Genomic DNA, 24980 nt, shown 5'->3' on the forward strand with positions numbered 1-24980 from the left:
GTGGCAACAATAAATTTAACAATTAATGGGGTAACAGTTGTTGCTCCTAAAAGTTTTAAAGTAAATATAATGGATTTGGATGGCGAAAATACAAATAGAAATGCTAAGGGTGTAATGCTTAGAGATAGAATAAGGGTTACTAGAAAATTAGAAATAGAGTGGGGTCCATTAACAGGCAATGAAATAAAGAAAATATTAAATTCAGTAAGTGGAGTATATTTTGAAGTTTCTTATCCAGATCCAAAGGAAGGACAAATAACAAAAACATTTTATACAGGAGATAGATCTGCACCAGCTTTTGATTTTAAAAGCAATATGTGGTTAGGTCTATCTTTTAATTTAATAGAGAAATAGAAAGAAGGATTTTAAAATGGAAAATGAAATAAAAGTAACAAGTACAATAACAGAAACTACAAATCTTAATGGAGTAGTTGAAGTGGATAAAGACGGAATGAAACAGCAAGTTATGAATATGAATTGCTCCTTAAAAGAGAATGATGTGGCTAATATACAAACCTATGTAATTAGTATGGATTTATTTAAATCTAATTCTACTTTAGTTGCAGCAGAAGTACAAAAGTTTAGAACAAAAGCTACAGAAGTAGCTAAGGGATTAAATTGTTTTGTATTTTAATTTAAGAGCTTACATTATGTAGGCTCTTTTTATATTAAATAAATTTAAGAAAGAAGGATTTAAAGATGGGAAAATTAACAAATAAAGAAATAATAGAAAAAGTGGGTATGTTAGGAGAAATAAGCAATAGAAAGTTACCAGTTAAGGTTAGTTATGCAATAGGCAAAAATATTGGAAAAATAGAAAGTGAATTAAAGCACTACAATAAAGAAAGACAAAAAATATTAGAAGAATGCTGTTTAAAAGATGAAGATGGAAATCTTAAAGTAGAAGATGGCAACTATGCTATAGATCCAAATAAATTAGAACAATGGAATAAGGATATACAAGATTTACAAGAAATTATTGTTGAAATTGATGTACATACTTTTAGTATTGATATGTTAAATGGTTATGATATGACAGCAAGTGAGATGATGTGTATCGATTTTATGATAGAAGAATAATTAATTCATTAATCTTAAAAGAAAGGAGGTTAATATTTGTTTAAAGTATCAGAAAAATATAAAAAAGAAATAAATAAGCTTGGAGGAAGAAGTTTTGTAAGTAAAGTTGTAATAAGAGATAAAGAATATAATGATAATGTAATTATAGATATGAGCCTAGATGAAAGTGTTAATCCTGGAGATAATTTTTCACTAGGTTCTGTTGTTTCTAATACATTTGAAATAAATTTAATTAATGTTGATACTAGTGTGATTTTTAAAGAAGCAACTATTAAACCGTATGTAGGTTTAATAGTTGATGATGAAATAGAATATATTCCATTAGGTGTTTTTACTGTTGACAATGTAACAATAAAAGATAAAAAAGTTAAATTAGAATGTATGGATAATATGATTAAGTTAGAAAGAGCTTATTTTTCTGACTTAAAATATCCTTGTAATATCAATCAGATATTAAAAGAAATTTGTATAAAATCTAATGTAACTTGTAATTCTATTTTACCTAATTATTCTATAGATGAAATAAAGGGATATAGTTTTAGACAAGCAATAGGAATTTTAGCAACTCTTTGCGGTTGTTTTGCTAGATTTAATAGAATTGGAGAATTAGAAATATTATCTTATATAGATACAGATTTAAGAATAACACCAGATACATTCTTTAAGATTGAAACAAATGACAAAGACTATATTATAGGAAAAATAACAGCTAAAAAAGGACAAAAGACTTTTAGTAAAGGTTCTAATACTGAAATAATAATTGATAATCCAGTAATTACAGAAGGAATTGTTAATGATCTTTATAATAAGTTTAAAGATTTTACTTATAGACCTTATACTTTAAGTTGGCAAGGAAATCCATCAGTTCAAGCTGGTGATAAGGTTGAAATAGTAGATATAAATGGAAAAGTATATAATACGTTAATTATGGAACAAAAATTTACTTATAATGGTGGAATTAAAAGTGAATTAAAAGCAAGTGGTAAAACAGAAAGTTCTGATAGATTTGATATAAAAGGTTCTATAACACAGACTATGGAAAACTATTCTATAGAGCAAGCATCTATCAAAAAGGCATTAATGAAAAAAGCTGATATAGATTCATTAGATGTAATAGATGCTAGGATAAATAACCTGTATGCACAAGATTTAAAAGTACTAAATGCCAAAATTATAGATTTACAATCTAATAAAATTAGTACATTAGAATTTAACGCTTTAGAATCTAAATTACAACATGCTTTAATTGGAAAAGCAGATGTAAATGAACTTAATGTAGCGGTAGAAAGAGTTGGGATTTTAGAAGGTAAAACACTTAGTGTAGAAAATCAACTTGCAGGTAATCTTACAGCAAAGAATTTTAAGACTAATTCTATAACAGCAGGTAGTGGAATAATAGCAGAAGGTGCTATAGGATCAGCACAAATAAGTTCTTTAAGTGTAAATAAATTAGAAGCAGGAGATATAATTACTAGTAAACATAAAATTGTTAGTGAAGATGGAACTATAGAAATAGTAGGAAATCAAATACTTATAAATAGAAATAATGTTAATAGAGTTATTTTAGGAGAATATAGAAAACAAGATAATACAACAGATTATGGATTACTAATAAGAGCAAAAGATGGAAAAACTATAATGCTTGATAGTGAAGGAGTTCATAATGCAGGTATTACAGATGGAGCTATAAATAATAATAAGGTAGCTGATAATGCAAATATATCAGGAAATAAATTAGATATAAATTCTGTTATTAGGGAAGTTAATAATAAAGGTACTGAAACTATTAAAGGTACTAAGGTTACTGTAGGGGATAGAACTTTAGATGTAGAGTTATCTACACAAAAGAATACTATCACAGAGCATGGCAAAGAATTAAGTAATCAAAAAGCTACAATAAATGCTTTAGATAATGCTATTAAATTAAAAGTAGATAATCAAACATTTACTCAATCTACATCTACTATAAATAATAATATTAATAATTTAAATACTGATTTAGTAAGTAAAATAAATTCAAGTTTGAGTACAGCTAAATCTTATTCAGATTCTAAGAAGCAAGAAGCTATTAATAGTTCTAATTCTCATGCAGATTCTGTTGCCACAAATAAGGCTAATGAATCTTTAAATAATGCTAAAGCATACACTAATGCACAAGTTACTACTGTAAATAGTAATTTAAGTAAAGCCACAAGTGAAATTAATATACTTAAAAATCAAATATCAACTAAGGTAGGACAAAGTGATATAGATAAAAGTGTTCAAGAAATTAAATTCAATGATGTAAATATGTTGTTTAATAGTGCTAATTTTAAAGATATTTCACATTGGAGTATAACAAATGGTTCTGAAAATTTATTTGTACAAAATAATTATCTTGTAGCTAAATTTAACAATTATGCTAATTGGGGTTGTTATGTAACAAATGATAGTTTAAGAAATATACCATTAGATACATCTAAAAAATATACTGTTGTATGTAAATTAAAAGCTAGTAGAAATCAAGCAGTTAATTTTCAAATAATAGATGGAGATAGTAGTAATTTTGTTAGTGGATCATATTTTGAATTAACGACAAATTGGAATATATTTAAATATACATTTATTCCAAGTAAAAAAGGAAATGAAAGACAATTTAGATTTATTACAAGTAATTTAGGATATGAATTTGATTTATATATTGAATTTGTAAAGATGGTAGAAGGAGCTACTTCATCTGATGTTTGGACTAGCAATCCTTTAGAGGTTAATCAAACTATCGTAGATAATATTAAAGTAGTTACAGATAAAATTAGTGATGTATCTACTAAATTAACTCAAACTAAAGATAGTCTACAAGCTAGTGTTAATAGCTTAAATAGCACAACACAAACTATAACAACTAATTTAACTAAAACTAATAATGATTTAAGTAATAAAATAAACATAGCTAAAAATGATGCTATAAATAGTTCTAATTATTATACCAATACTGCCAAACAACAAGCTATAGATACAGCCAATTCTCATGCAAATAATATTGCTGAAACTAAAAAGAATGAAGCTATAGTAGGTGCTAGAAAAATACCAGATACAAGAAATGATAACCAAACTCCCTATTGGTATATGAAAAATTATGCTTATCAAACAATATCAGAATTTAAATACGCTTATATAATAAAAATACCAAACGGTGGTTCAGCTTATGGAACTCTTGAAACAAAAGTACCTTGGGGTGATAGTTCTGGAGGTTATCCTACACAAATTTTTAGAAGTAGCAATTATCCTACCTATCAAAGACACGGTTTAAATGAAACTACTTGGAGTTCATGGGAACAAATAGAAGATATTCAAGGATCACAGGCAAAAGCTAATAATGCTTTAAATAGTGCTAATGCATACACTACAGCACAAATAACAACAGTAAATACAAGAGTATCTAACGCAGAAAGTAGTATTAACATACTTAAAAATCAAATATCAACTAAAGTAAGTCAATCAGATATCGATAGAAGTATTAATAGTATTGAGTTCGGTGGAAGAAATTTAATTCTTAATAGTGGTTACTGTAAAGATCTAAAATATTGGGGGAAAAATGTTGGTGGTGGAGCGACTAGCAAAGATATATTTTTAGATAATGGTAAAGATGGAGAATATCATGGCCCTAATTTAACTAATATAAGTTTTCCTAGTGGATGGTGTATATTAACTAATAAAAGTTTAAAATCAAAAAAGTTCAAATTTGAAGTTAACGAAAAATATACTATTAAAGGTGTAATATGGACTAATAACAAAGGTAATGTAGAATTTCAAATTGCTGATGATAATTCTTTAAATTGTGTAATTGATTCTATTATAACTATAAATGGTTGGGGATATACTCCATTTAATATTACTTTTACACCTAAAATACAAGGTAACGAAAATTCAATTAGATTTTGTATTAATAAAGAAGGTCAATCTATTTTTATTCCTTATATAAAATTAGTTAAAGGGTCTATAAATGGTGATTGGACACCTGCTCCAGAAGATATAGGGCAAGAAATAAAAGATAATATAACAACAGTAACAGGAAAAATAAATACATTAGAAAGTACATTAACTCAAAAAACAAATAATATAAATGCAGCAGTTAGTAGTGTTCAAAGCATATTAAATACAAAAGCAGATGGAAGTACAGTAAGTTCTATGCAAAGTCAATTAGCTAGTATAAATATAGGCTTAGATGGTATTAAAAATGAAGTAGCTAAAAAGACAGATAAAGGATCTATTATATCAGCTATAAACCAAAGTGCAGAAGAAATAAAAATAGCTGCTTCAAAAATTAAGATAAATGGATTAACAACATTCGCTAGTAAAACAGGGTTAAAAGCTATAGAAATAGAAGGTAATAGTATAAATTTTTATGATTGGGAAGGTAGTGAAAGAAAAGAATATGTAGGAGAAATATTTTCTACTAGAACTAATGGAGATGCTAGAAAGCCTGGTTTAGCAATAGGGCATAAAGTAAACTCAACATTTAATATAGTTTATGAAAATGGCAATGAATATTCATCTTTTATGACTTTTGATAAAAATAATATACTAGGTAATAAAGTTCCTATAAAAATAAATGAAGATATAGCTTTAAATGCTTCTTTATTATATCTTTCAACTTCTAAGATAAATGATATTTACGAATCAAAGGAAGGTATTTTCTGCATAGAAGCAAAACACGGAGTATATATTATGGATAAGGACACAGGAAAATATACAGCAAGATTAGGATCGGATTCGGTTGGATTTGGTAAATGGAATCAGGTTTATTATTATGCTGAATTTTTCCCTGGAGGATTTGCTCTTTCAAGTGGTAATGGAGGAAATAAAGATAAATATTTTTGGGTAGATGCTGGATCAAGTGATATATGCACAAAAGTTGGGGTAAATATGAAAATCCAAGGAAGTTTATCTGTAAGGGGATCTAAAAACAGAATAGTTGAAACTATGTATGGTGATTTAAAATTAAATGCAATAGAAAGTACAGAATGTTGGTTCACAGATATGCTTATAGAGCAAAGCAGAACAGATTCTAATGGAGATTGTATAATATGGTTTGATAATAAGTTTTTACAAACTGTAAATACAAGATTTAAATATAAAATTGATGTAACTCCTATAGGTGAATTTGCTAGTAATGGTAAGTTAACATATGTAAGAGTGGTAGAAAAAACAGAAAAGTATTTTAGAGTTAGAGGAACACCAAACACATTATTTGATTGGACTATAACAGCAAAACAAAAAGGTTATGAAAGAGATAGGTTAGAAGTATTAAAGGCTAGTTAATTCTAGTCTTTTTTTATTTTATAAATTAGGAAGGTGAGGAAAAATGAATGGATGATATTTTAGTAAAACTTAAAGTTATTATTGTTATTTTAGGTTCTTTATTTACATGGCTATTTGGAGCATGGGATACACCTTTAATAGTTTTAATTGTATTTATGATTATTGACTATTTAATGGGAGTTACAAAAGGTTATGTAAATAAAGATTTAAGTAGTCGAGTAGGTCTTAAAGGTATAGCGAGAAAAGGCGTTATATTTTCAATACTTATTGTAGCAGTTATGTTAGATAGACTTTTAAATACAGGAAATTGGGTATTTAGAAGTCTTGTATGCTATTTTTACATAGCAAATGAAGGGATAAGTATATTAGAAAATGCATCAGAATTAGGAGCACCAGTTCCAGCAAAACTTAAAAATGCATTAATACAATTAAGAGAAGATAAAGAAGAACATAGGTAATTTTATTTATGTTCTATTTTTATAAATAAAAAGAAAGAAGGAAGTTAAATGTTAAAAGAACTTATTAAGGTATTAGTTAAACTAATAGAAAGCAAACTAAATAAATGTGGCTTAGAGGAAAAGATATTACAACATAAAGAATATGTAACAACAGCTAAAGAAATTTGGAATGTAGTTGAAGAAAACTTTCGTATTACAGAAAATGTTGAAAAAAAGTTAAGCTCTAAAGCAGATGAATTTGATAAATTATTTTTAGATAAATATCCTGAAATATCTAAAGATGATTTAATAGAGCTTAGACAAAGTATAGCTGGAGAAATAAATCAAGGTAAACAAGCTGTATTAGATAATTCAACATTATTACAAAAATTACAAAATGAAAATATAGAATTAAAATCTCAAAATATTGATTTAAAAAATAAATTATCAGCAATATCAAATTATGTACCAACAGAGCAACAATAGTTGCTCTTTTTTATTTGAATTTAAGCAGAAAGAAGGAATTTATTATGTTAAAAGGAATAGATGTATCAGAACACCAAGGAAAAATATACTGGGAAAAAGTTAAGGATCATATAGATTTTGCTATGTTAAGAGTAGGATTTGGAAGAAATAATATAGATAAACAATTCGTAAGAAATATTAAAGAGTGTAATAGATTAGGAATACCAGTTGGAGTTTATTGGTTTAGCTATGCATATACAGTTGAAGTGGCAAGACAAGAAGCTAAATATGTATTAGAAGCTATAAAACCATATAGAGTTGAATATCCAGTTTTCGCTGATATTGAATATGATACATTTAATTATGCTGAAAAGAATGGTATTAATATAAGTAAAAGACTTGCTACTGATATGGTAAAGGCTTTTTGCAGTGAAATAGAAGGTGCTGGATATTGGGCTGGTAATTATGCTAATCCCGATTTTATAAATAATAAATTTTATCAAAGTGAATTAGAGAGATATTCTTTATGGCTTGCATGGTATGGAGCTACAGAAAACCAAGCTAAAAAATATGGTTGTCAAATGTGGCAGTATTCTGAAAGTGGTTCTATACCTGGTATTGGAACTAATAGCGTAGATATGAACTATGAGTATAGAGGTTTTGCTAAAGCAATAAAAGAAGCAGGATTAAATCATTTAGATAATAGCAAATCAGTTTCAAGACCTTCTAAACCTTCATTGAAATTAATACCTCAAACTGGAACTTGTACAATTATAGTTAATGAATTAATGATAAGGGAAAGACCTTCTAGAGATTCAAAAGCAGTAGGTTCTTATACTAAAGGGGAAAGTGTAAATTATGACTATTATGTAGATAATGAAGGTTATAGATGGATATCTTGGATAGGTGCTAGTGGCAAAAGAAGATATATGGCGGTAAGAGTTTTAAGTGCTAATAAAAGATATGGTAAATGTGTATAGAAAGTAATTTAGGCAGGAGAAATCCTGCCTTTATTTTATATAAACTTATTTATAAAATAATACCTATTAATTTTTTGCAACAAGATTATAAGCTTCATTTTCAGGAAGGGGCTTAGAAAATAGATAACCTTGTATATAATCTACATTTAATTTTTTTAATAAATTCAATTGTATAGTTGTTTCAACACCTTCAGCTACTATTGGTAAATTTAATGTATGACATATTTTTATGATTGATTTTAATATTTCAATATATTTTTCCCCTTTATCTGTTTGCCATATAAAATATTTATCAATTTTAACCATAGATAAAGGAAGGCTTATAAGATAATTTAAGGATGAATATCCAGTACCAAAATCATCTATATATATAAGTATACCTAGATCCTTTAACTTTTGAAGCTTCTCAATAGTTTTATTTAAATTATTTAATAAAACAGTTTCGGTAAGTTCTATTCCAATAATATTATAAGGTATATCAAATTTTTCAATCATATTTAAAAATTCATTTATAAAAGTATCTTTCATTAACTGTTTGGCAGAAATATTTATAGATACAATTATTTTATTTTTTCTATTTTTATTTATTTTCTTTGCAAAATTTAAAGATTCCTTTATTACGTAATTATTAAATTCATCAAAAAATTTAGTTTTTTCAACTACATTTATTACTTTATATATAGGTATATTAGAATATTTTTTATTACTCCATCTAAATAAAGCTTCAAAACTTACTAACTTTTTATCACAAGTATATTCAGGCTGATAATGTAAACATACATTTTTATTGGTCTTTATATCACTTATTAAATCGTTAACCATCTCTGTATTTATTATTTTTTCCTCTTCTAAGTCAGGAGTAAATAATACACTAGTATTTTTTCCTAAATTTTTAGCTTTATATAATGCTAAGCTTCCTTTAATGAGTAATTTACGCAGGTTCTTTTCATTATTTTCACCTATTACAATACCAATACTTGCTGAAATACCATAAAGATTAACTTTGTCGATAGATATGTTATTTAGATGTGATAGTATTTTTTTAGAAATGGATTTTATTATTTTTATATCTTTTATATTTTCATAGATAATTATAAATTCATCACCATAAATTCTGGCTATATATGTATTTTTACATATATCAGTTAATACATTTGAAACTAGCTTTAGAACTAAATCTCCAATATCATGCCCAAAATAATTATTTATATCTTTTAATTCATCTAAATCTACAATAAAAACAGTAAAATTTTTTGCTTTAATATCACCTTTGAGTAAGTGATAAAGTTTAAAAAGACTTTGTCTATTATAAAGATTAGTAAGATAATCTCTATATATTAAATCTTCAATAGATTTTTTTTCTTTTATACATCTAGGGATTTCTCCGTTAAAATTGTTTATTACAAAATTTTCTTTAGTCAATAAAAACACTTCCTTATAAAAGTAGGATTAAAAAAATAATATAGAGAATCTAAAAAAAATGTGTATTATATTGGTTTTAAATCCAAAATATCCTTTTAATATCAGTAGTATTATAAAGTAATACTATTAAGATGTCTATAATAATAAAGAATTAATAAGAATGTATATGAGTTTGAAAATTATAAATATAATACACTTTATTTTTATAAATTTTTATTTATGTAATAATATAATTAATTAAAATAGATATTGAATTACATAATATATGTATAATTGCCATAATCCAATAAATAGATAATTTCTTGTTTTTATAAAATATATAAGCATAATTAAAAATAAATGATACAGGAAGTATCACTATCATATAATAAATGCTATAGTTATGAAGAAAAGTAAATATTAAAGATACAATCACCCAATTTAAAAGATCATACTTTATAAATTTTCTAAGCACTTTTACTATTAATATCAATATTCCTGTTTCAATTAATGGTCCTATTAATATAGCAGAAATAATCATATATACTGAATCAATCACTGGTCCACCAATAGATGAATCTGAAATATTTAATACACTATAGAACAATGCAAATATACAGTGTAATAGCATACATAATATAACTGATAATAAAATGAATTTAAAATCAGATAAATTATTTATTTTGTCTTTAAGTTTTATAAATTTAATCAAATTAGTTCCCCCTTAATATAACTAATTATACATAAACTTATAAAAATTTACATTTATATTTTGTTTACAAAATAAAATAGTTGTATGGATTAAATTAGAAAAAGCAGTAAGAAATTAATCTTACTGCTTTTCTAATAAATGATAAGTGGCGTTATGATAAATAATATTATTAATGAGATTTTATTTACATATATAATACTTTCCATGAAAACATATTTTATACATATTCTAGTAAAGGTTTATTTACAAATCAAATAATTCCTTATGTTAAAATATCCTTATAAATAACTAAGGAGGATTTTTATGGGGTTTTTATTTGATAAAATTACTGAACAAAGAGAAAAAGAAATAAGAGAAGATATATCTAAGCTTGGAGAATATTCTTTAAATAGTGATAGAGATGATATAAAAAAACTAAATAATATAATAAAAGATAACGAAAAATGTTTTTTAATAGTATCAGGAACCGCATTTAATAACAACTGGAAAATAGCAATAACAAATCTTAGGATTATACTAATAAGAAAAAAGATGTTCAGTAATGAAATAGATGAAAAATATATTTACTTAGAGGATGTATTAAGATTAGATAGTAAAAAAGGAAAGATGTTATCAGAAGTAAAAATTATTTCAAAATATGAGGAGGTTTTAATAACTAATTTAGGGACAGTTTATTTAAATATATTTTTAGAAGCAATAAATAATAATATTAAAACAAATAATAATGAAATAATAGAATGTAACATAGAACGCAAACTATCTAAAAGACAAGAAGAAAAGAAATATCAAAAAGAAAGATTAAAACAATTAAAAAGAGATCATATACCTTATTGTCCTAAATGTAAAAGTACATCATTAACATATCAAAATAAAAAGTTAAGTCTTGGAAGAGCTGTAACTGGAGGAATATTATTTGGTAGTGATGGTGCTATTCTTGGAGGTCTTACTAGCAAAAAAGGGTATGTTAAATGTTTAAATTGTGGACATAAATGGAAGTTATAAAATAATAAACAAAAAACTTTATTGAGTATGCAATCACTTGATGAAAGATGAGATTTTGAATCTACGGTAGTAATAGAAAAAGAATCAGATATTTATAAAAATAAAATTCATAAATTTTGAAAATTTTCACGTAAATTGATAGTTTATTTATACTAAGAATTACATAATATAAGATTGTAAAATATATTATTATGTGGAGGATTTTTAATATGAAAAAAGTTTCTGAAGTAGAAATTCTATCTTTGACAGGAATCTTAAAGATGGAGAATGATGCTGTTATGGCACAAAGAGCTATAAATGCCTTAATAACAGATGAAGATTTAAAAAGACAAGGTGAGGCAAGTGTACTTGCAGCTGAGGGAAGAATAAAAGCACTTAAAAATTTTATTGAAGAAAATAAAGAAATAATAACTATGGAGGAATAGTCATGATAAATTTAATATCAAACTTAATACAAGGAAAAACAGAAATGAGTAATGAAATTATATCCATGGGTATGCTAGCAGCTGCAAAAGAAGGTGCTGAAATGTATTTAAATGCTACATTAACAAGTAGTAATTCAGAATTAAGACTTATTTATTCTAATGGGTTAGGACAAATGGTGGCTGGACATACTGCTATAACAGAATTAAATATAAGTAAAGAATGGGTAAATCCTAATAAACCATTAGTTGAAAATTTATTAGATACTTACAATAAAATAAAATAATAAAAATTAAAGAATACTTTTCTTGTTTAATAAAAATAATAATAATACAATCTATTAAATTTAGGAGGTAATTATTTTGTTTAAACATGATAAAGCATTATTACATGAAGTTAAAGTTGAAAAACCAAATCCACAATATGCAGCTTTAATGCAAGAACAACTAGGTGGTGGGAATGGTGAGCTAAAAGCAGCGATGCAATACATATCTCAAAGTTTTAGAATAAAAGATCCAGAGATAAAGGATTTATTTTTGGATATAGGTGCAGAAGAATTAAGTCATATGGAAATGGTAGCTCAAACAATTAATTTATTAAACGGGCATGAAGTAGATTATAATAAAACTGAAGTTGGAGAAATAGAAACTCATGTACTTACTGGATTATCTCCAGTATTAATAAATTCTTCAGGAGCTCCATGGACTGCTGATTATGTTACAGTCACAGGTGATTTAGTTGCTGATTTATTATCTAATATTGCATCTGAGCAAAGAGCAAAAGTTGTATATGAATATTTATATAGACAGATTGATGATAAATATGTTAAAGAAACTATTGATTTTTTACTTAATAGAGAAGAAGCTCATAATGCATTATTTAGGGAAGCATTAAATAAAGTACAAAAAACAGGATCAAATAAAGATTTTGGTGTAACAGAAGATTCAAAACTTTACTTTGATTTATCTACACCAGGACCAGAACATAAACATCCAGAGCCTACACCACCATCCTTTGATAATCCAAGAAGATAGTTTTTATAGTGAGATTAAGTGGTATTTTTAATAAATTTATCTGCAAAATATACATTTAATGAATATAAGGATAAAATATTAAAAGTATTCAATTAAAAAAGACTAGGAATTTTTATTCCTAGTCTTTTCTTGTTTATAAGATTATTTATCATTTAAATTAAAATAATCATCATTTAAATTAAAATTTTTTATTAGTTGTTTTAAATACTTATCAGAAGGTATACGTTCATTACTTTCCCATCTATAAATAGTCATAACAGCTACTTGAGCTTTCTTTGCAAATTGATTATAGGTAAGTCCGCTTTTAATTCTAAGAAGTTTAATTTTATCACCTATAGTTTTATTAGGATATAATGATAAAAAGATGCTGTTTCTTCTTTAAAAACTCGGTTAAAGGTTATTTTTTTGTTTACACTGTACATGCTAAATTAATGACTACTTATTATCCTTTAGAGAAACTTAGAGAAGTAAAGGGACTTGAAAATGCAAAATATGTAGATCCTTATGCTGGAAGCAAGGGGAATTCTATAAGATATTTATCAGTAGCTCCTAGAACTAATTTTATGCAAGTGAAAGGAGTAGATAATCTATTTTGTGGTGGAGAAAAATCCGGACTGTTTGTAGGACATACAGATGTGTAATGGTCTAAATTGCGATAACATTTATAAAAATAAATACTTAATTATGTTATACTATATATGAAAATTTTTAATGGGGGAATTGCTTTGAAAATAAATAATATATATAATTTTAAAAATCCAATTAGACATTTTTTAAATGTAGATAATTTATCTTATCCAAGAAATATTAGTAGTTTTACAATAAAGGATTTGCAATGGACTACACCAATAAATTTTAGAGTTAAAAAAGATAATGAAAGTTATAGAATATTGAAATTACCTAATCTTTTAAATTTCTTATGTGCATATGAAAAATTTAAAGATTATGAAAATTTTACAAATACATTTCTAATTGATGAAGAACATAAAAGATTAATACCTAATTTAGAAACGGGAGATTTTGAGGCAGGGGCTTATGATTATCAATTAGAAAATGATTTTCAAAATCTATGTATATATGATAATTTACTTCAATTAGATATAAAAAGCTATTATGGAAGAATATATACACATCATATAGAATTCGAAAATGAAGGTGATGAGAACTTTTTAACAAATTTAAATTCTGGAAATACAAATGAAATTATAATGGGAAACTATATATCATTATATTTTGCAGAGAAGTATTTAAGAAAGGTTAGCAATTCTATAGCTAGAAAAATTGAAAGTAATAAATTAGATTGTGAGTTTTCATATTTTTCAGATGATTTTTATTTTTTTTGTAACAAAGAAGATAATGAAAAAGTAATAAGAATATTTGATGAAGCTTTAGAAGAATGTGGTTTAGAAAGAAACGGAAGCAAAAAAGATATATGGACATACTTAGAATATAATAATTATAATTTAATTGAAAAATATTGGAGAAAAATAATGTCTGAAAGTAAATTTAGGTATAAAGAAGATAAGGATAATAATAAACTATATTTTATAAATCAATTAATCTATCGTATGTCAAATCTTAAAGATGATAAACTTAGAAGAATATTTTTAAATACATTTTTTAAATCTACATATTTTTATGAATTAAACATAGAAAAGCATTTTATTGAGCAATATAATTATCATCAATTATGTTATATATTTAAAATTGCACCTGAAACATTAATTTATTCTATAAATAAATTTAAATATTTTAAAATTTTTTCAAATGAGCTATTTGAAAAGTTTTTAAAAGTGCGTTATATAGAAAGATTAAAAAAACCATATCATGAGGAGCAATTATATTATTATTATACAATAAAAGTATTAGGTTTCGATTCTTTGTTAAAAGAAACAAAAGATAATGTTCTTAAAACAAATAATCAAGTATTAATTTCATATTATTTAAAAGATTTGATTTTTAATGAAGAAGAAATTAATAAATTAAAGAAAAAGAAGGCTGAAGAATATTGGTTTCAAAATTATCATTTGATATTATTTTCAGATTTAAAAGATAATTTAGAAAATAGTATAGTAGAATATTTAATGCCTACAAAATGCAAATGTAATAGTAAAAGTTATAATAATTATATGGAATTTTATAAGAAAAATTTAGAATTAGAAAAATGTATAGTAAATGATATAGAAAATATAACTAAAAATATAAGTACATATATGGAAAGAAAAGTAGGCGAAAGAAGAGATGTATTTGGAGAGAATGAGGAGTAATTCACTAATTTAAATAATTAATAAAAAAAGAGTATAAATTATTATTATACTCTTTTTTATTAATTATATTTTAATATTATTTCATTAATATCACTATTCCATGTTATTTTTTCAAGAATATTATTTAGAGATTTCTTTTTTTCTTCAAAATCCATACAATCAAAGTTGTTTTTAAAATCATCAAGTTTTTTAAGATTATTATTAACTTCCCTATGAGCTGCAGCAATTTTAGCTTCTATATCCTTAAATTCATCAAGTTCTCTATCTATTTTAACTATCTTAGATTTAAATATTGCTATTTGATTAATAAATAATTGTGAAATATCAGTATCACTTGTAAGTGATAGTTTATTTATTAGGTTATCTATTTTAGTTTTTAAGGATTCTTTTTCTTTATTAAGTCTATTTATCTTATTATTATTTTCAACACTATCTATAGAGTTTGTTAAGTTGTTTAAATTGCTAAATATATCTTCAGCTGTTCTCATTTTTATTTTTTTAATAACAAGTTCTTCAAGATCTTTACCATTTAAATTTCTAGATTTACATCTAACTCCACCAGAATTATTTTTCATACAGCATGTATAATAAAATGATTTAGTTCCATCAGGTTTCATATGTCCATGAGTTACTCTCATTCCTGAACCACATTGACATTTTAATATTCCAGTTAATAGGGCAGTATGAGTTCTACCTATTCTCGGAGCTTTTTCTTTGTTCTTTTTAAGTATATTTTGTACTTTAAGCCATTTATCAGCTGGTATAATTCCTTTATGTTTACTTATAGCAGCAACTTTTTCTTCACCTTTTCCATATCTTAAAATTCCATTTCCATTTGCCTCACCACAAACATCATATCCAAGTGTTTCAAGATAACTACATACTTCATCATTACTTTGAACATATACTGGATTTTGAAGGATTATATTTAGCGCACTTTTATCTAAATTTCCACCATTTTTCCCTTTAATATTATTAATTAAGCTCCACTTACTTACTTGTGATAATGATTGTTCATCTAAATATTTATCATATATTTTTTTTACTAACTTTAATTCTTCAGTATTTTTCCTAAGTAAAGCTAATGATCTTTCTTTCATATTTTCATCTTTATATGTTTCTCTAACATAATTAAAGCCTAAAGGAGATTGACCACCTAACCAGCGTCCCATTTTAGCAAGAGTATACATATTATCTTTAATACGTTCAGCAAGTTGTTCACGCTCTAGTTGAGCTAATGAAGCTAATATACCTATAACTGCTCGTCCAAAAGAAGTAGAGGAGTCAAAACCTTCAGTAGCGCTATATATAATACAATTTAATGAAGTACACATTTCCATAGTATTATGTATATCTCTAGCATTTCTACCAAGTCTATTTAACTGGTAGATTATAATTTTATTTATTTCTCCATTTTTAACTTTAGAAATCATTTCTTGGTACTTAGGTCTATCTTCATTTTTACCAGAAAAGCCTTCATCAATGTATATTTCTATATCTTTTTCAGTTATTTCATCAGTAAATTTAAACTCAATGAATTTTCTACATTTTATAATTTGATTTTCTATAGATTCACCTTTACCCGTAAATTTAGATTTTCTACTATAAATTGCAACAGTCATAAGCTACCTCCTTATTTCTAATAGAAATCTTTATATTATTATATTTATCTTCTTTAAGATATATTGATAATAGCTTATATTTTATTATTTCTTCTGTTACATTAAAATGGATTGAGAGTTCATATATACTGCATATATTTTGGAGTATAGCTCCATTTATTTCTTCATCAGAGATTAAATAGTTAGCTGCCCATATTCGAGCTCTTTTTTCTTGTTTGCTTTTATTTATTTTTTGAGTATAAGTAATACATTCAGCAGATAGAACACCTGTAGAAGTAAAATGATGTCCTAATTCTTCAGCTAAAACAGATATGTATTTTCTAGTGTCAGGAACTATATTTTTATTAATACCTATAGTAGGGGAGAGTCCTGGCGCTTTAAAATAAATACCTTCAATATTAATTTGTTTGAAGTTAACTTCTTCGAGAATTATATTTTCTTCTTCAATTAAATTATATATATCAGTTATATTTTTCATTAGTTAATCACCCCATAAATTATATTTATAGGATAATTATAACATAAAAATACGAACGTATGTTCTTAAAGGTTAAAAATAATACCTAGAATAATTAATCTAGGTATTATTTCCGAAATAATTTATGTTAGTATATTTTGAATAAAATAAAACTTCAACACCAAAATATTTTTTTTCAACAGTATATTTTAGTGGATATTGTATAAAAGAAAAATCTTTATAAATATCGAAAATTTCTGGACTATTATCATATGTAACAATCCATTTGTGATTATCATCTAATTCTTTAATTTTATTTGATAATCTAACATGATCTTCATGTTTATAGAAGTTTACATATAAATTTGATCCTTGCTTATAATAGGGGGGATCAAAAAATGTAAAACTTTTATCAGGATTAGGTTTTATAATTTTGTCTATTAATTTAATAGCATCATAATTATAAAGTTTAATATGATTTTTATAACGTGCTATTAATTTTATACGTTCTATAAGATCATATTTATTAAACCTACAATCCATTTTATAATTACCAGTTTGATTGTAACCACCTATAACACCGGCTTTTATTATACCTGAGCGATTTGTTCTATTTAGAAAAAATGTTGAGAAACCCAATTCAAATAAATTAGCTGTTTCTTTATTATTTTGTATTTCTTTTTGCCTATACCATTCATCCATTGTTATAGGTGTATCTTCTATAAGTTTACAAAATCTCTTAGTATATGTTAACACGCAACGCCAAAAAGCATAAATTGATCTATCATAATCATTTATTATAATATTATTAACATAACCATTTATTAATAAATGTAATGCTACAGCGGCTCCACCAGCGAAAGGTTCTATGTATGTATGTCCACTTACATTATTTAAATCTATTAAATTTTTTACATAATTAGATAATTTATTTTTTCCCCCAGGATATCTTAAAGGTGAATAATTTTTTATGGCCATAAAATAATCTCCTTATATATTAAAGTATAATACAAGTTTAGCATAAATATATATTATAGGCCATAAAAATTATTTTTTAATTGTATTTAGTAAAGCTAAAATAAATGATTCAAATTGATTCCAAGTATTTTTTAAGTTAATAGAGTCTGGTATCATATGCTTATTATGAACATAACTATTAAATGTGTTTATTGAGAACAAACTATCATGATTGGATATAGCAACATTAATAGGTTTTGCTTTGTATTTATCAAATAAATTTTTTCCCTTTAAGTCATCAATACATGCTTGTACCTTTTTATTAAGTTTATCGTTATTTGTTATTCCTTGCAAATTAGTTTGTTCTATATATTCATCCACAGTTAATTCAAAAAATACCCTAAAAAGAACTGAAACTGAATTAGGGTATTCAGATACATCTAATCTTTTTAATTCTTTATAAATTTGCTGTATTCTAGGTACAGTTATTCTAGCATGAAATGTACTAGGAATAAGAGATTTTCTCTTATTTATGTCATTATTATCACGTTTACCACCAGTATTACCACCAGTATTGCCACCAGTATTGCTACTAGCATTGCCACTAGCATTGCCACTAGCATTGTCACTAGTATTACCACCAGTATTGCTACTAGCATTACCACTAGCATTACCACCAGTGTTGCTACTAGCATTGTCACTAGTATTACCACCAGTGTTGCTACTAGTATTAACACCAGTATTGTCACTACTAGTAGTACTATCAGTATTATCTAAAGGTAATTTATCTATATTTAGATTATATAATAATTCACTAGGAAGAGTTAATTTTGTTGAATAATTTGGCAAATCTTCTTCAGAGAATGTCTCCAAGTAATCTACTCTATGACTTTTAGTATAAATATCTGTTACTACAATTTTTTTATTTATCAAATCATTTAAAATTCTTTTGAAGGGTTTGCTTATTTCAATATCTGGATATAACTTGTAAATTATATTTTTTTTGATATCAATACCAATATTATCTCTAACATAAGGGTCATTTAATAACCTTTCTAATGTAGTTATTGGGATTATATCTAAATTTTGTTTTATTGAGTCGCAATAATAACTGCTTGATTTTATGTAAGAATATAAGGATGTAACAACATTAGATTTACTGTTAGTAGTAGTGTTATTCAAAAATCTTCTTTTTTGAGTAGTATCCCAAGGTATTGTTCCCCTTCCTCCATTAGATCCAGTATGTTTAAGTCCAATCCATTTATTTGATTCAGGAATATCGTCTGTTAATGCACAAGAAACTTTATCTAAAGAAAATTTATTTTTTGTATTTTTAACTAACCTTGAGTATTCTTTAAAGTATTTTGAATCTATATTTTTTAATATATTAACATTGTTAATTATTTTAAGTGCTGTTACTCTTCTATTACCTTCTAATACTATATAATTATTATTTTTTTCAAATACTAATAATCTTTCTAATGGATTCAATCCATTTTCTAAAATATCTTTTAATAATTCTTTAATTGCTTTATTATGTTTATCTAACATTATTTTTATTGCTAAATCTTCATTATCTACAGATTCAAATCTATAATTTTCAGGATTAACAATAAGTTTATTAATTGAAACATTTATAAATGTAGTAGTCATTAAATTACCTCCTTAATAATTATTTTTGTATTTTGTTTTAATGTATATTTTCGGTATAAATGATTTAAGTATGAAATTAAAATGTTTTAAATTAGTTTATTTACAATTTATTTACATGTAATAACTAAAAAATAATAGTGTTATATAAACACAATTATTTTTTGCTATATTTTTGTTTTACATATTCAATAAAATTTTCAATTTCTTTTCTAGCTTCTTCAGGTAATTCATCATCAATACCGTTATCATTATGAAGAGCAATAGTAGTTCTAGGATCTTTTAAAAGTTCTTCAGCTGATTCTCTTATATCAGATTTACCCATAAGGTAATCTAAAGAAACATTAAAATAATCTGATAATTTTTTTTTCAAATCATCATCAGGAGTGCTATTCCCATTTTCATACATTGATATGGTAGTTTTGCCTATTCCAAGTATTTTACCTAATTCAGATTGAGTTATTTGTTTTTCTTTTCTTAATGATTTAATTCTTTCTGATAAATTAGCCATACTTTAATCTCCTTAATCAATAGTTCAATTATATTGTACTTTATTTACATTATTAAATAAATTAAGTTCAAAAAAATTGTACTTTTTCAATGAAAATAATTGACAGTCCAAGAAAATTGGACTATTATATAAATATAAAGTTCAAGAAACTTGAAAGAGGTGATTTTTTGAAAATATCATTAAAAAAATTAAGAAAGCAACATGGTTTTACTCAAACTTACCTAGCTTCAAAGCTTGGATATAGCAGTAAAAGTGGGTACTCTATGCTTGAAAATGGTAAGGTTAAACTTTCAATATCAAAAGCAAAGTTGCTTTCTGAATTATATAAAATAGATATAAAAAATTTTTTATAGTTAGAGTTCAAGTATCTTGACTATATTATTTCATGAAAGGAGAAAAATATACATGGCAAAACAACCAACAAAAGCAGCACAAAATGTGTACTGTATAGCAAGAAAAGAAGCAGCAAAGTATAATCCTAAATTCACAAGTAGGGAGGGAGCATCAGAATATCTTGGGATATCTAAAGATTCTTTAACTGATTATGAATTAGATTTATGCAAAGTTGTTCCAGTAGATAAAGTAGTAATAATGGCTGATGCATATAATGCACCACAATTATTAAATAATTACTGCTGTAATGAATGTCCAATAGGAAAAAGAATTACTCAACCAATAGATGCTGAAAACATAGAAAATCTTTATAGATTCGCTATATCAGCAACTAATGATTTAGAGAATAGTAAAGAGATTCAAAGAACTTTATTGAAGATAGTTGAAGATGGAGTTATTGACGATTCAGAACAAGAAGAATTAAAAACCATTGTTGATTTTTTCAGTAAGTTAGAAAAAAGAGCAGCAGAGCTAAGAATAATTGCAGAAAAACACTTAAATTTTTAGTAACAGGTTCTTTTGGACAAGCATAAATTAATTTTATGGAGGGGATTAGATGAGGAAAATAAAAGTTATTGAAGAAAATCAACCATCAGCAAAGTGTAAAGATGCTTTTGGTAAAATTGCAGCTAAATCACTTTTAAGACGTCTAGGTGTAGAAGAGTGTAGAAGATTAGTCAAAGAATATTATAAATCAAAAGAAGAACAGGCTTAATAGCCTTAGATTTTTTTAGATTACATAATTTAAATTATGGAGGGATATTATATGAAACAAGTAACACTTGAAGAAGCTATTTTATTAGCTTGCAAAGGATTGTTCTTAACAGTTAAAAATGGACATGTTATATCAACATTTTAGGAGAATTTTATGGATGAAACTATAAATATTTTAATTAATGAAAGTGAAAAAAGATATTTTAGAGGACTTAGCTTTAAAGAAGCTTATGGATCAGTAATTAAGGATATAAAAAAAGATGGCGTTAGCCACCTAATTTATTAAAGCACCTTAATTATATCATAAAATCCTCAAAGGAGGTATAGCTAATATGAAATTTACTTTTATGGGCTTTTCCCAAGCTAAAGCATTAGAAATGGGTTTAGATGATAAAGACTTAGCCATTCTAAGATACTTTATAGACTTTAAAGATAGTGGATCTATGACAATAAAAATAATAGATGATAAGCCATATTATTGGCTTAAGTATGAAACATTGTTAGATGAATTACCTATATTGGGCATAACATCTAAGAATGTTTTAAGAAGAAGATTAAAACATTTAGTTGATTCTGATGTTTTAGATTTTGAGTTAGTTAAGAAAGGAGGCACTTTTAGCTTTTATGGGATAGGTAAAAATTACAAAAAACTTATAGCTACTGATACACAAAAGCAGTCTACTGAAAAGTTGAACCCTATCTACTCAAAAGTTGAACCCCCTTCTACTCAAAAGTCCAACCAAAATATTAATCTATTAAAAGATTCATCTATTAAAGATATATATAGTGCTTGCAAAGAAGTTATTGACTTTTTAAATTCAAAAGCAAACACAAAATATAAATCAAATAGTAAGTCAACAGTTAGTTTAATATCAGCAAGACTTAATGATGGATTTACAGTAGATGATATGAAAGTAGTAATTAATAATAAATACACTGAATGGAATGGTACAGACTATGAAAAATATTTAAGACCTTCAACACTTTTTAGACAAAGCAAATTTGAAGAATATTTAAATCAAAGAATTAGCAAACATGAAGAAGTTAAAGAAAATAAATCAGGTGTTTATAAACCTTTTAGTTTTGATGATTAAGGAGCATAGATAAAGATGAGAGAATTACCAAAGGCAATTGAAGCAGAAATGGAAGTGTTAGGAGCTATACTTCATAACAATACAAAAATAATTGAATGTATTGAAAGATTAAATGAAAAGGACTTTTATTTGAAAAGACATAAAATAATATTTTTAAATATGTGTAAGTTATTTTCAAATGGAAGCGATATAGATCTTGTAACTTTAATAGAGAGTATAGGAAAAGATAATTTAAATGATGTTGGAGGAATAACATACATAAGTGATTTAATAGCAGGAGGATTAAATATAAATATTGATGCCTATATAAATATCTTAAAAGATAAATCATATAGGAGAGAAGCAATTAAAGAGCTTAATAACTCAATGTCAGATTTATATGATGAGAGTAAAAAGGCAGATCATATTATTGGGCATATGCAAGAAAAACTTATAGATAATAATAATTCTAAGAAAACAATTATAAATGATGAAGAGCTTTTTGCTAAAACATTAAATGAAATAGAGAAAAGATTTCAAAACGGTGGAGAAATACCTGGAATGAAAACTGGCTTTATGGATTTTGATAAAGCAACAAATGGATTAAAAAAAGGCGAGTTATTTGTAATCGGTGGTAGACCTTCAATGGGAAAAACTCTTATAGCTTTAAATATGGCAGATGGACTTGCTAAGAATAATTATAAAGTTGGACTTATAGAGATGGAAATGACAGAAGAAAGTCTTGGAATAAGAAGGTTAGCTTATAACAGCAATATAGAAGCTAATAAGCTGCAACTAGGAAAATTAAATGATGAAGAGTTTTTAAAGATAAGTAAAACTTATAATGAATTATCAAAGAGAGGTAATATGGTAACTGATTGCTCAGATTATCAAAATATATTAACTATAAAGGCTAAAGCAAAAGCAATGAAAAAATCCAATGGATTAGATGTTTTAATAATAGATCATTTAGGGCTTATGGATATAAAGATAGTAGAGAATAGAACATATGCAATAGGAGAAATAACAAGACAATTAAAATTATTAGCAAAAGAGCTAGACATAAATGTTATATTGTTATGCCAACTTAGTAGAGCAGTTGAAATGAGAGCAGATAAAAGACCAATGCTTTCAGATTTAAGAGAAAGTGGGAATATAGAACAAGATGCAGATTTAGTTATGTTTGCATATAGAGATGAATATTACAACCAAGAAACTGAAGATAAAAATTTAATGGAGTGGATTATAGCAAAACAAAGAAATGGTAAAACAGGAACATTAAAATTTGTTTATATAGATAAACTTCAAAAAATTGCAAATTTAGATTGGAGAAGATAAATATGAATCTATTAAAAAAATATACACCACATGAAATGATGGAAATGACAATAAGAGATATAAAGCGTAAGCAGCTTAAAAGAGAAAAGGAGCTTAATTCATATCAATTTATGGTTAGCGATAATATAAAAAAGAGATGTAAGATGAGAAGAAAATCAAGTGGATGTTAGGAGTTAATAATATGAGTAAATCATTATACAAGATAAAGTGGAGCGGCAAAAACATATTAAAGTCAGAATGTACAAGCTATGTTATTGCATCATCATGGAGTAATGCTGAAAAGAAACTTAGAGATGTTCTTGAAGCATCAGATGTAGAAGTTAAAAAAATTTATTGTCAAGATACTGTGCATGTATTTATAGCTGATTAAATAAGGAGTTGATGTTTAATGAATAATATAAAAAAGATAGTAAATCATTATGGGGAGGAAGCACAAGCTCATAAAGCTATTGAAGAGTTAAATGAGCTTGCAGTAGCAATAGCTCATCAAGATAAAGAAGCAATCATAGAAGAAATGGCTGATGTTTATATAATGATGGAGCAATTAAAAGAATTTGAATTTTTTGATTATGATAAATTCACAGATACTGTAGTTTACAAGATGGAAAGACAAATTGAAAGGATAAAGGAGGAGATAGACAATGAATAAGGTTATATTAATAGGTAGATTAACAAGAGATCCTGAACTTAGATTTGCACCAAATACAGGTAATGCAGTAGTTAGATTTACTTTAGCAGTTAATAGAAGAAAACAAAAGGATAAAGATCAAGAAGCAGACTTTATAAATTGTGTTGCATTTGGTAAAACAGCAGAAACAATAGCACAATATTTATTAAAGGGCAATCAAATAGCGATAGAAGGAAATATAAGAACAGGTAGTTATGATAAAGATGGAATAAAAAGATATACAACAGATGTGATTATAGAAAGATTTAATTTTATAGGGAATAATAAATCAGATAATTCAAATCAGACTGATAATTTTAAGGAGTTTGATGACGATATGACACCAGTAGATGATGGAGATATGCCTTTTTAAAACTTTATACTCTAATATAATATACTCGTAAATGATAATTAAACTTAAACAAAATCAAAACATATCATAAAAAATATTAATAAGAAACCATTATAAAATCGGAAAATAAAATTAATTCGCAAT

30 protein-coding genes and 1 pseudogene are annotated in these 24980 nt (G+C 25.5%); 23 read left to right on the top strand and 8 right to left on the bottom strand.

Going from position 1 to position 24980, the window contains the following annotated elements; all coding sequences use genetic code 11:
* From AC4FQW_RS02370 to AC4FQW_RS02400, 7 genes are all read left to right on the top strand, one after another.
* Complete coding sequence (locus tag AC4FQW_RS02370; protein WP_491147000.1) at nucleotides 1-354, top strand: DUF6711 family protein; 354 nt, start codon at nucleotides 1-3, stop codon at nucleotides 352-354.
* A 16-nt stretch (nucleotides 355-370) separates the two neighbouring features.
* Nucleotides 371-634, top strand: a complete 264-nt coding sequence (locus AC4FQW_RS02375; protein WP_491147001.1) for a hypothetical protein — start codon at nucleotides 371-373, stop codon at nucleotides 632-634.
* A gap of 65 nt (nucleotides 635-699) precedes the next feature.
* Nucleotides 700-1080, top strand: coding sequence for a hypothetical protein (locus AC4FQW_RS02380; protein ID WP_491147002.1), 381 nt, complete (start codon nucleotides 700-702; stop codon nucleotides 1078-1080).
* A gap of 36 nt (nucleotides 1081-1116) precedes the next feature.
* Nucleotides 1117-6381, top strand: a complete 5265-nt coding sequence (locus AC4FQW_RS02385; RefSeq protein WP_491147003.1) for a hypothetical protein — start codon at nucleotides 1117-1119, stop codon at nucleotides 6379-6381.
* 47 nt (nucleotides 6382-6428) lie between these two features.
* Complete coding sequence (locus tag AC4FQW_RS02390) at nucleotides 6429-6839, top strand: phage holin family protein (RefSeq protein WP_491147004.1); 411 nt, start codon at nucleotides 6429-6431, stop codon at nucleotides 6837-6839.
* Nucleotides 6840-6887: 48 nt separating this feature from the next.
* Complete coding sequence (locus AC4FQW_RS02395) at nucleotides 6888-7304, top strand: hypothetical protein (protein WP_491147005.1); 417 nt, start codon at nucleotides 6888-6890, stop codon at nucleotides 7302-7304.
* 44 nt (nucleotides 7305-7348) lie between these two features.
* Nucleotides 7349-8263, top strand: a complete 915-nt coding sequence (locus AC4FQW_RS02400) for a GH25 family lysozyme (protein WP_491147006.1) — start codon at nucleotides 7349-7351, stop codon at nucleotides 8261-8263.
* A gap of 66 nt (nucleotides 8264-8329) precedes the next feature.
* On the opposite strand, the gene AC4FQW_RS02405 is transcribed toward AC4FQW_RS02400, so the two are convergent.
* Both AC4FQW_RS02405 and AC4FQW_RS02410 read right to left on the bottom strand, forming a co-directional pair.
* Nucleotides 8330-9685, bottom strand: coding sequence for a putative bifunctional diguanylate cyclase/phosphodiesterase (locus AC4FQW_RS02405; RefSeq protein ID WP_491147007.1), 1356 nt, complete (start codon nucleotides 9683-9685; stop codon nucleotides 8330-8332).
* A gap of 217 nt (nucleotides 9686-9902) precedes the next feature.
* Complete coding sequence (locus tag AC4FQW_RS02410; protein WP_491147008.1) at nucleotides 9903-10376, bottom strand: CPBP family glutamic-type intramembrane protease; 474 nt, start codon at nucleotides 10374-10376, stop codon at nucleotides 9903-9905.
* 303 nt (nucleotides 10377-10679) lie between these two features.
* Between AC4FQW_RS02410 and AC4FQW_RS02415 the strand changes: the two genes are divergently transcribed.
* From AC4FQW_RS02415 to AC4FQW_RS02430, 4 genes are all read left to right on the top strand, one after another.
* The gene (locus AC4FQW_RS02415) at nucleotides 10680-11378 is read left to right on the top strand and encodes a PH domain-containing protein (protein WP_491147009.1); all 699 of its coding nucleotides are present in this window, start codon (nucleotides 10680-10682) and stop codon (nucleotides 11376-11378) included.
* Between the two features lie 209 nt (nucleotides 11379-11587).
* A complete protein-coding gene (locus AC4FQW_RS02420; protein WP_491147010.1) occupies nucleotides 11588-11803 on the top strand; it encodes a hypothetical protein in 216 nt (71 codons plus the stop codon).
* A 2-nt stretch (nucleotides 11804-11805) separates the two neighbouring features.
* Nucleotides 11806-12087 carry a spore coat protein gene (locus tag AC4FQW_RS02425; RefSeq protein ID WP_491147011.1) on the top strand — a complete coding sequence of 94 codons (282 nt, stop codon included), beginning with the start codon at nucleotides 11806-11808 and terminating at the stop codon, nucleotides 12085-12087.
* A gap of 76 nt (nucleotides 12088-12163) precedes the next feature.
* Nucleotides 12164-12835, top strand: coding sequence for a manganese catalase family protein (locus tag AC4FQW_RS02430; protein WP_209796520.1), 672 nt, complete (start codon nucleotides 12164-12166; stop codon nucleotides 12833-12835).
* A gap of 141 nt (nucleotides 12836-12976) precedes the next feature.
* On the opposite strand, the gene AC4FQW_RS02435 is transcribed toward AC4FQW_RS02430, so the two are convergent.
* On the bottom strand, nucleotides 12977-13201 hold the full coding sequence (locus AC4FQW_RS02435) for a helix-turn-helix domain-containing protein (protein WP_491148139.1): 225 nt from the start codon (nucleotides 13199-13201) through the stop codon (nucleotides 12977-12979).
* Between the two features lie 47 nt (nucleotides 13202-13248).
* On the opposite strand from AC4FQW_RS02435, the pseudogene AC4FQW_RS02440 reads away from it, so the two are divergent.
* Together AC4FQW_RS02440 and AC4FQW_RS02445 are read left to right on the top strand one after the other, a co-directional pair.
* Nucleotides 13249-13470: pseudogene (locus AC4FQW_RS02440) on the top strand (FAD-dependent oxidoreductase); the annotation flags it as partial.
* Between the two features lie 90 nt (nucleotides 13471-13560).
* Nucleotides 13561-15102 carry an RNA-dependent RNA polymerase family protein gene (locus AC4FQW_RS02445; RefSeq protein WP_491147012.1) on the top strand — a complete coding sequence of 514 codons (1542 nt, stop codon included), beginning with the start codon at nucleotides 13561-13563 and terminating at the stop codon, nucleotides 15100-15102.
* A gap of 59 nt (nucleotides 15103-15161) precedes the next feature.
* Here the strand turns inward: AC4FQW_RS02445 and AC4FQW_RS02450 are convergent, their stop codons facing one another.
* From AC4FQW_RS02450 to AC4FQW_RS02470, 5 genes are all read right to left on the bottom strand, one after another.
* On the bottom strand, nucleotides 15162-16724 hold the full coding sequence (locus tag AC4FQW_RS02450) for a recombinase family protein (protein WP_491147013.1): 1563 nt from the start codon (nucleotides 16722-16724) through the stop codon (nucleotides 15162-15164).
* Nucleotides 16705-17202 carry an ImmA/IrrE family metallo-endopeptidase gene (locus AC4FQW_RS02455; RefSeq protein WP_491147014.1) on the bottom strand — a complete coding sequence of 166 codons (498 nt, stop codon included), beginning with the start codon at nucleotides 17200-17202 and terminating at the stop codon, nucleotides 16705-16707. The genes AC4FQW_RS02450 and AC4FQW_RS02455 overlap by 20 nt, the downstream gene beginning before the upstream one ends.
* 99 nt (nucleotides 17203-17301) lie before the next feature.
* The gene (locus AC4FQW_RS02460) at nucleotides 17302-18159 is read right to left on the bottom strand and encodes a DNA adenine methylase (protein WP_491147016.1); all 858 of its coding nucleotides are present in this window, start codon (nucleotides 18157-18159) and stop codon (nucleotides 17302-17304) included.
* Between the two features lie 69 nt (nucleotides 18160-18228).
* Nucleotides 18229-19791, bottom strand: a complete 1563-nt coding sequence (locus AC4FQW_RS02465; protein ID WP_491147018.1) for a ParB/RepB/Spo0J family partition protein — start codon at nucleotides 19789-19791, stop codon at nucleotides 18229-18231.
* 154 nt (nucleotides 19792-19945) lie between these two features.
* A complete protein-coding gene (locus AC4FQW_RS02470) occupies nucleotides 19946-20299 on the bottom strand; it encodes a helix-turn-helix domain-containing protein (protein ID WP_491147019.1) in 354 nt (117 codons plus the stop codon).
* Nucleotides 20300-20466: 167 nt separating this feature from the next.
* Here AC4FQW_RS02470 and AC4FQW_RS02475 point away from each other — a divergent pair, with 167 nt between their 5' ends.
* The 10 genes from AC4FQW_RS02475 to AC4FQW_RS02520 all read left to right on the top strand — a co-directional run bounded on the left by AC4FQW_RS02475 (nucleotide 20467) and on the right by AC4FQW_RS02520 (nucleotide 24857).
* The gene (locus tag AC4FQW_RS02475; protein WP_491147021.1) at nucleotides 20467-20652 is read left to right on the top strand and encodes a helix-turn-helix transcriptional regulator; all 186 of its coding nucleotides are present in this window, start codon (nucleotides 20467-20469) and stop codon (nucleotides 20650-20652) included.
* 52 nt (nucleotides 20653-20704) lie between these two features.
* A complete protein-coding gene (locus AC4FQW_RS02480; RefSeq protein ID WP_491147023.1) occupies nucleotides 20705-21199 on the top strand; it encodes a phage regulatory CII family protein in 495 nt (164 codons plus the stop codon).
* A 49-nt stretch (nucleotides 21200-21248) separates the two neighbouring features.
* Nucleotides 21249-21407, top strand: coding sequence for a hypothetical protein (locus tag AC4FQW_RS02485; protein WP_491147024.1), 159 nt, complete (start codon nucleotides 21249-21251; stop codon nucleotides 21405-21407).
* A gap of 153 nt (nucleotides 21408-21560) precedes the next feature.
* Nucleotides 21561-21692, top strand: coding sequence for a hypothetical protein (locus tag AC4FQW_RS02490; RefSeq protein WP_491147025.1), 132 nt, complete (start codon nucleotides 21561-21563; stop codon nucleotides 21690-21692).
* A gap of 46 nt (nucleotides 21693-21738) precedes the next feature.
* A complete protein-coding gene (locus AC4FQW_RS02495) occupies nucleotides 21739-22500 on the top strand; it encodes a conserved phage C-terminal domain-containing protein (protein WP_491147027.1) in 762 nt (253 codons plus the stop codon).
* Nucleotides 22501-22515: 15 nt separating this feature from the next.
* The gene (gene dnaB / locus AC4FQW_RS02500; protein ID WP_491147029.1) at nucleotides 22516-23817 is read left to right on the top strand and encodes a replicative DNA helicase; all 1302 of its coding nucleotides are present in this window, start codon (nucleotides 22516-22518) and stop codon (nucleotides 23815-23817) included.
* Nucleotides 23818-23819: 2 nt separating this feature from the next.
* A complete protein-coding gene (locus AC4FQW_RS02505; protein WP_491147031.1) occupies nucleotides 23820-23987 on the top strand; it encodes a hypothetical protein in 168 nt (55 codons plus the stop codon).
* Between the two features lie 11 nt (nucleotides 23988-23998).
* A complete protein-coding gene (locus tag AC4FQW_RS02510) occupies nucleotides 23999-24187 on the top strand; it encodes a hypothetical protein (RefSeq protein ID WP_491147032.1) in 189 nt (62 codons plus the stop codon).
* Nucleotides 24188-24205: 18 nt separating this feature from the next.
* On the top strand, nucleotides 24206-24466 hold the full coding sequence (locus AC4FQW_RS02515; RefSeq protein ID WP_491147033.1) for a MazG nucleotide pyrophosphohydrolase domain-containing protein: 261 nt from the start codon (nucleotides 24206-24208) through the stop codon (nucleotides 24464-24466).
* Entirely contained in the window at nucleotides 24459-24857 is a 399-nt protein-coding gene (locus tag AC4FQW_RS02520) for a single-stranded DNA-binding protein (RefSeq protein WP_491147034.1), read from the top strand. Before AC4FQW_RS02515 ends, AC4FQW_RS02520 begins: the two co-directional genes overlap by 8 nt.
* Nucleotides 24858-24980 lie beyond the last annotated feature (123 nt).

Source organism: Clostridium sp. TJA085, from assembly GCF_058310235.1.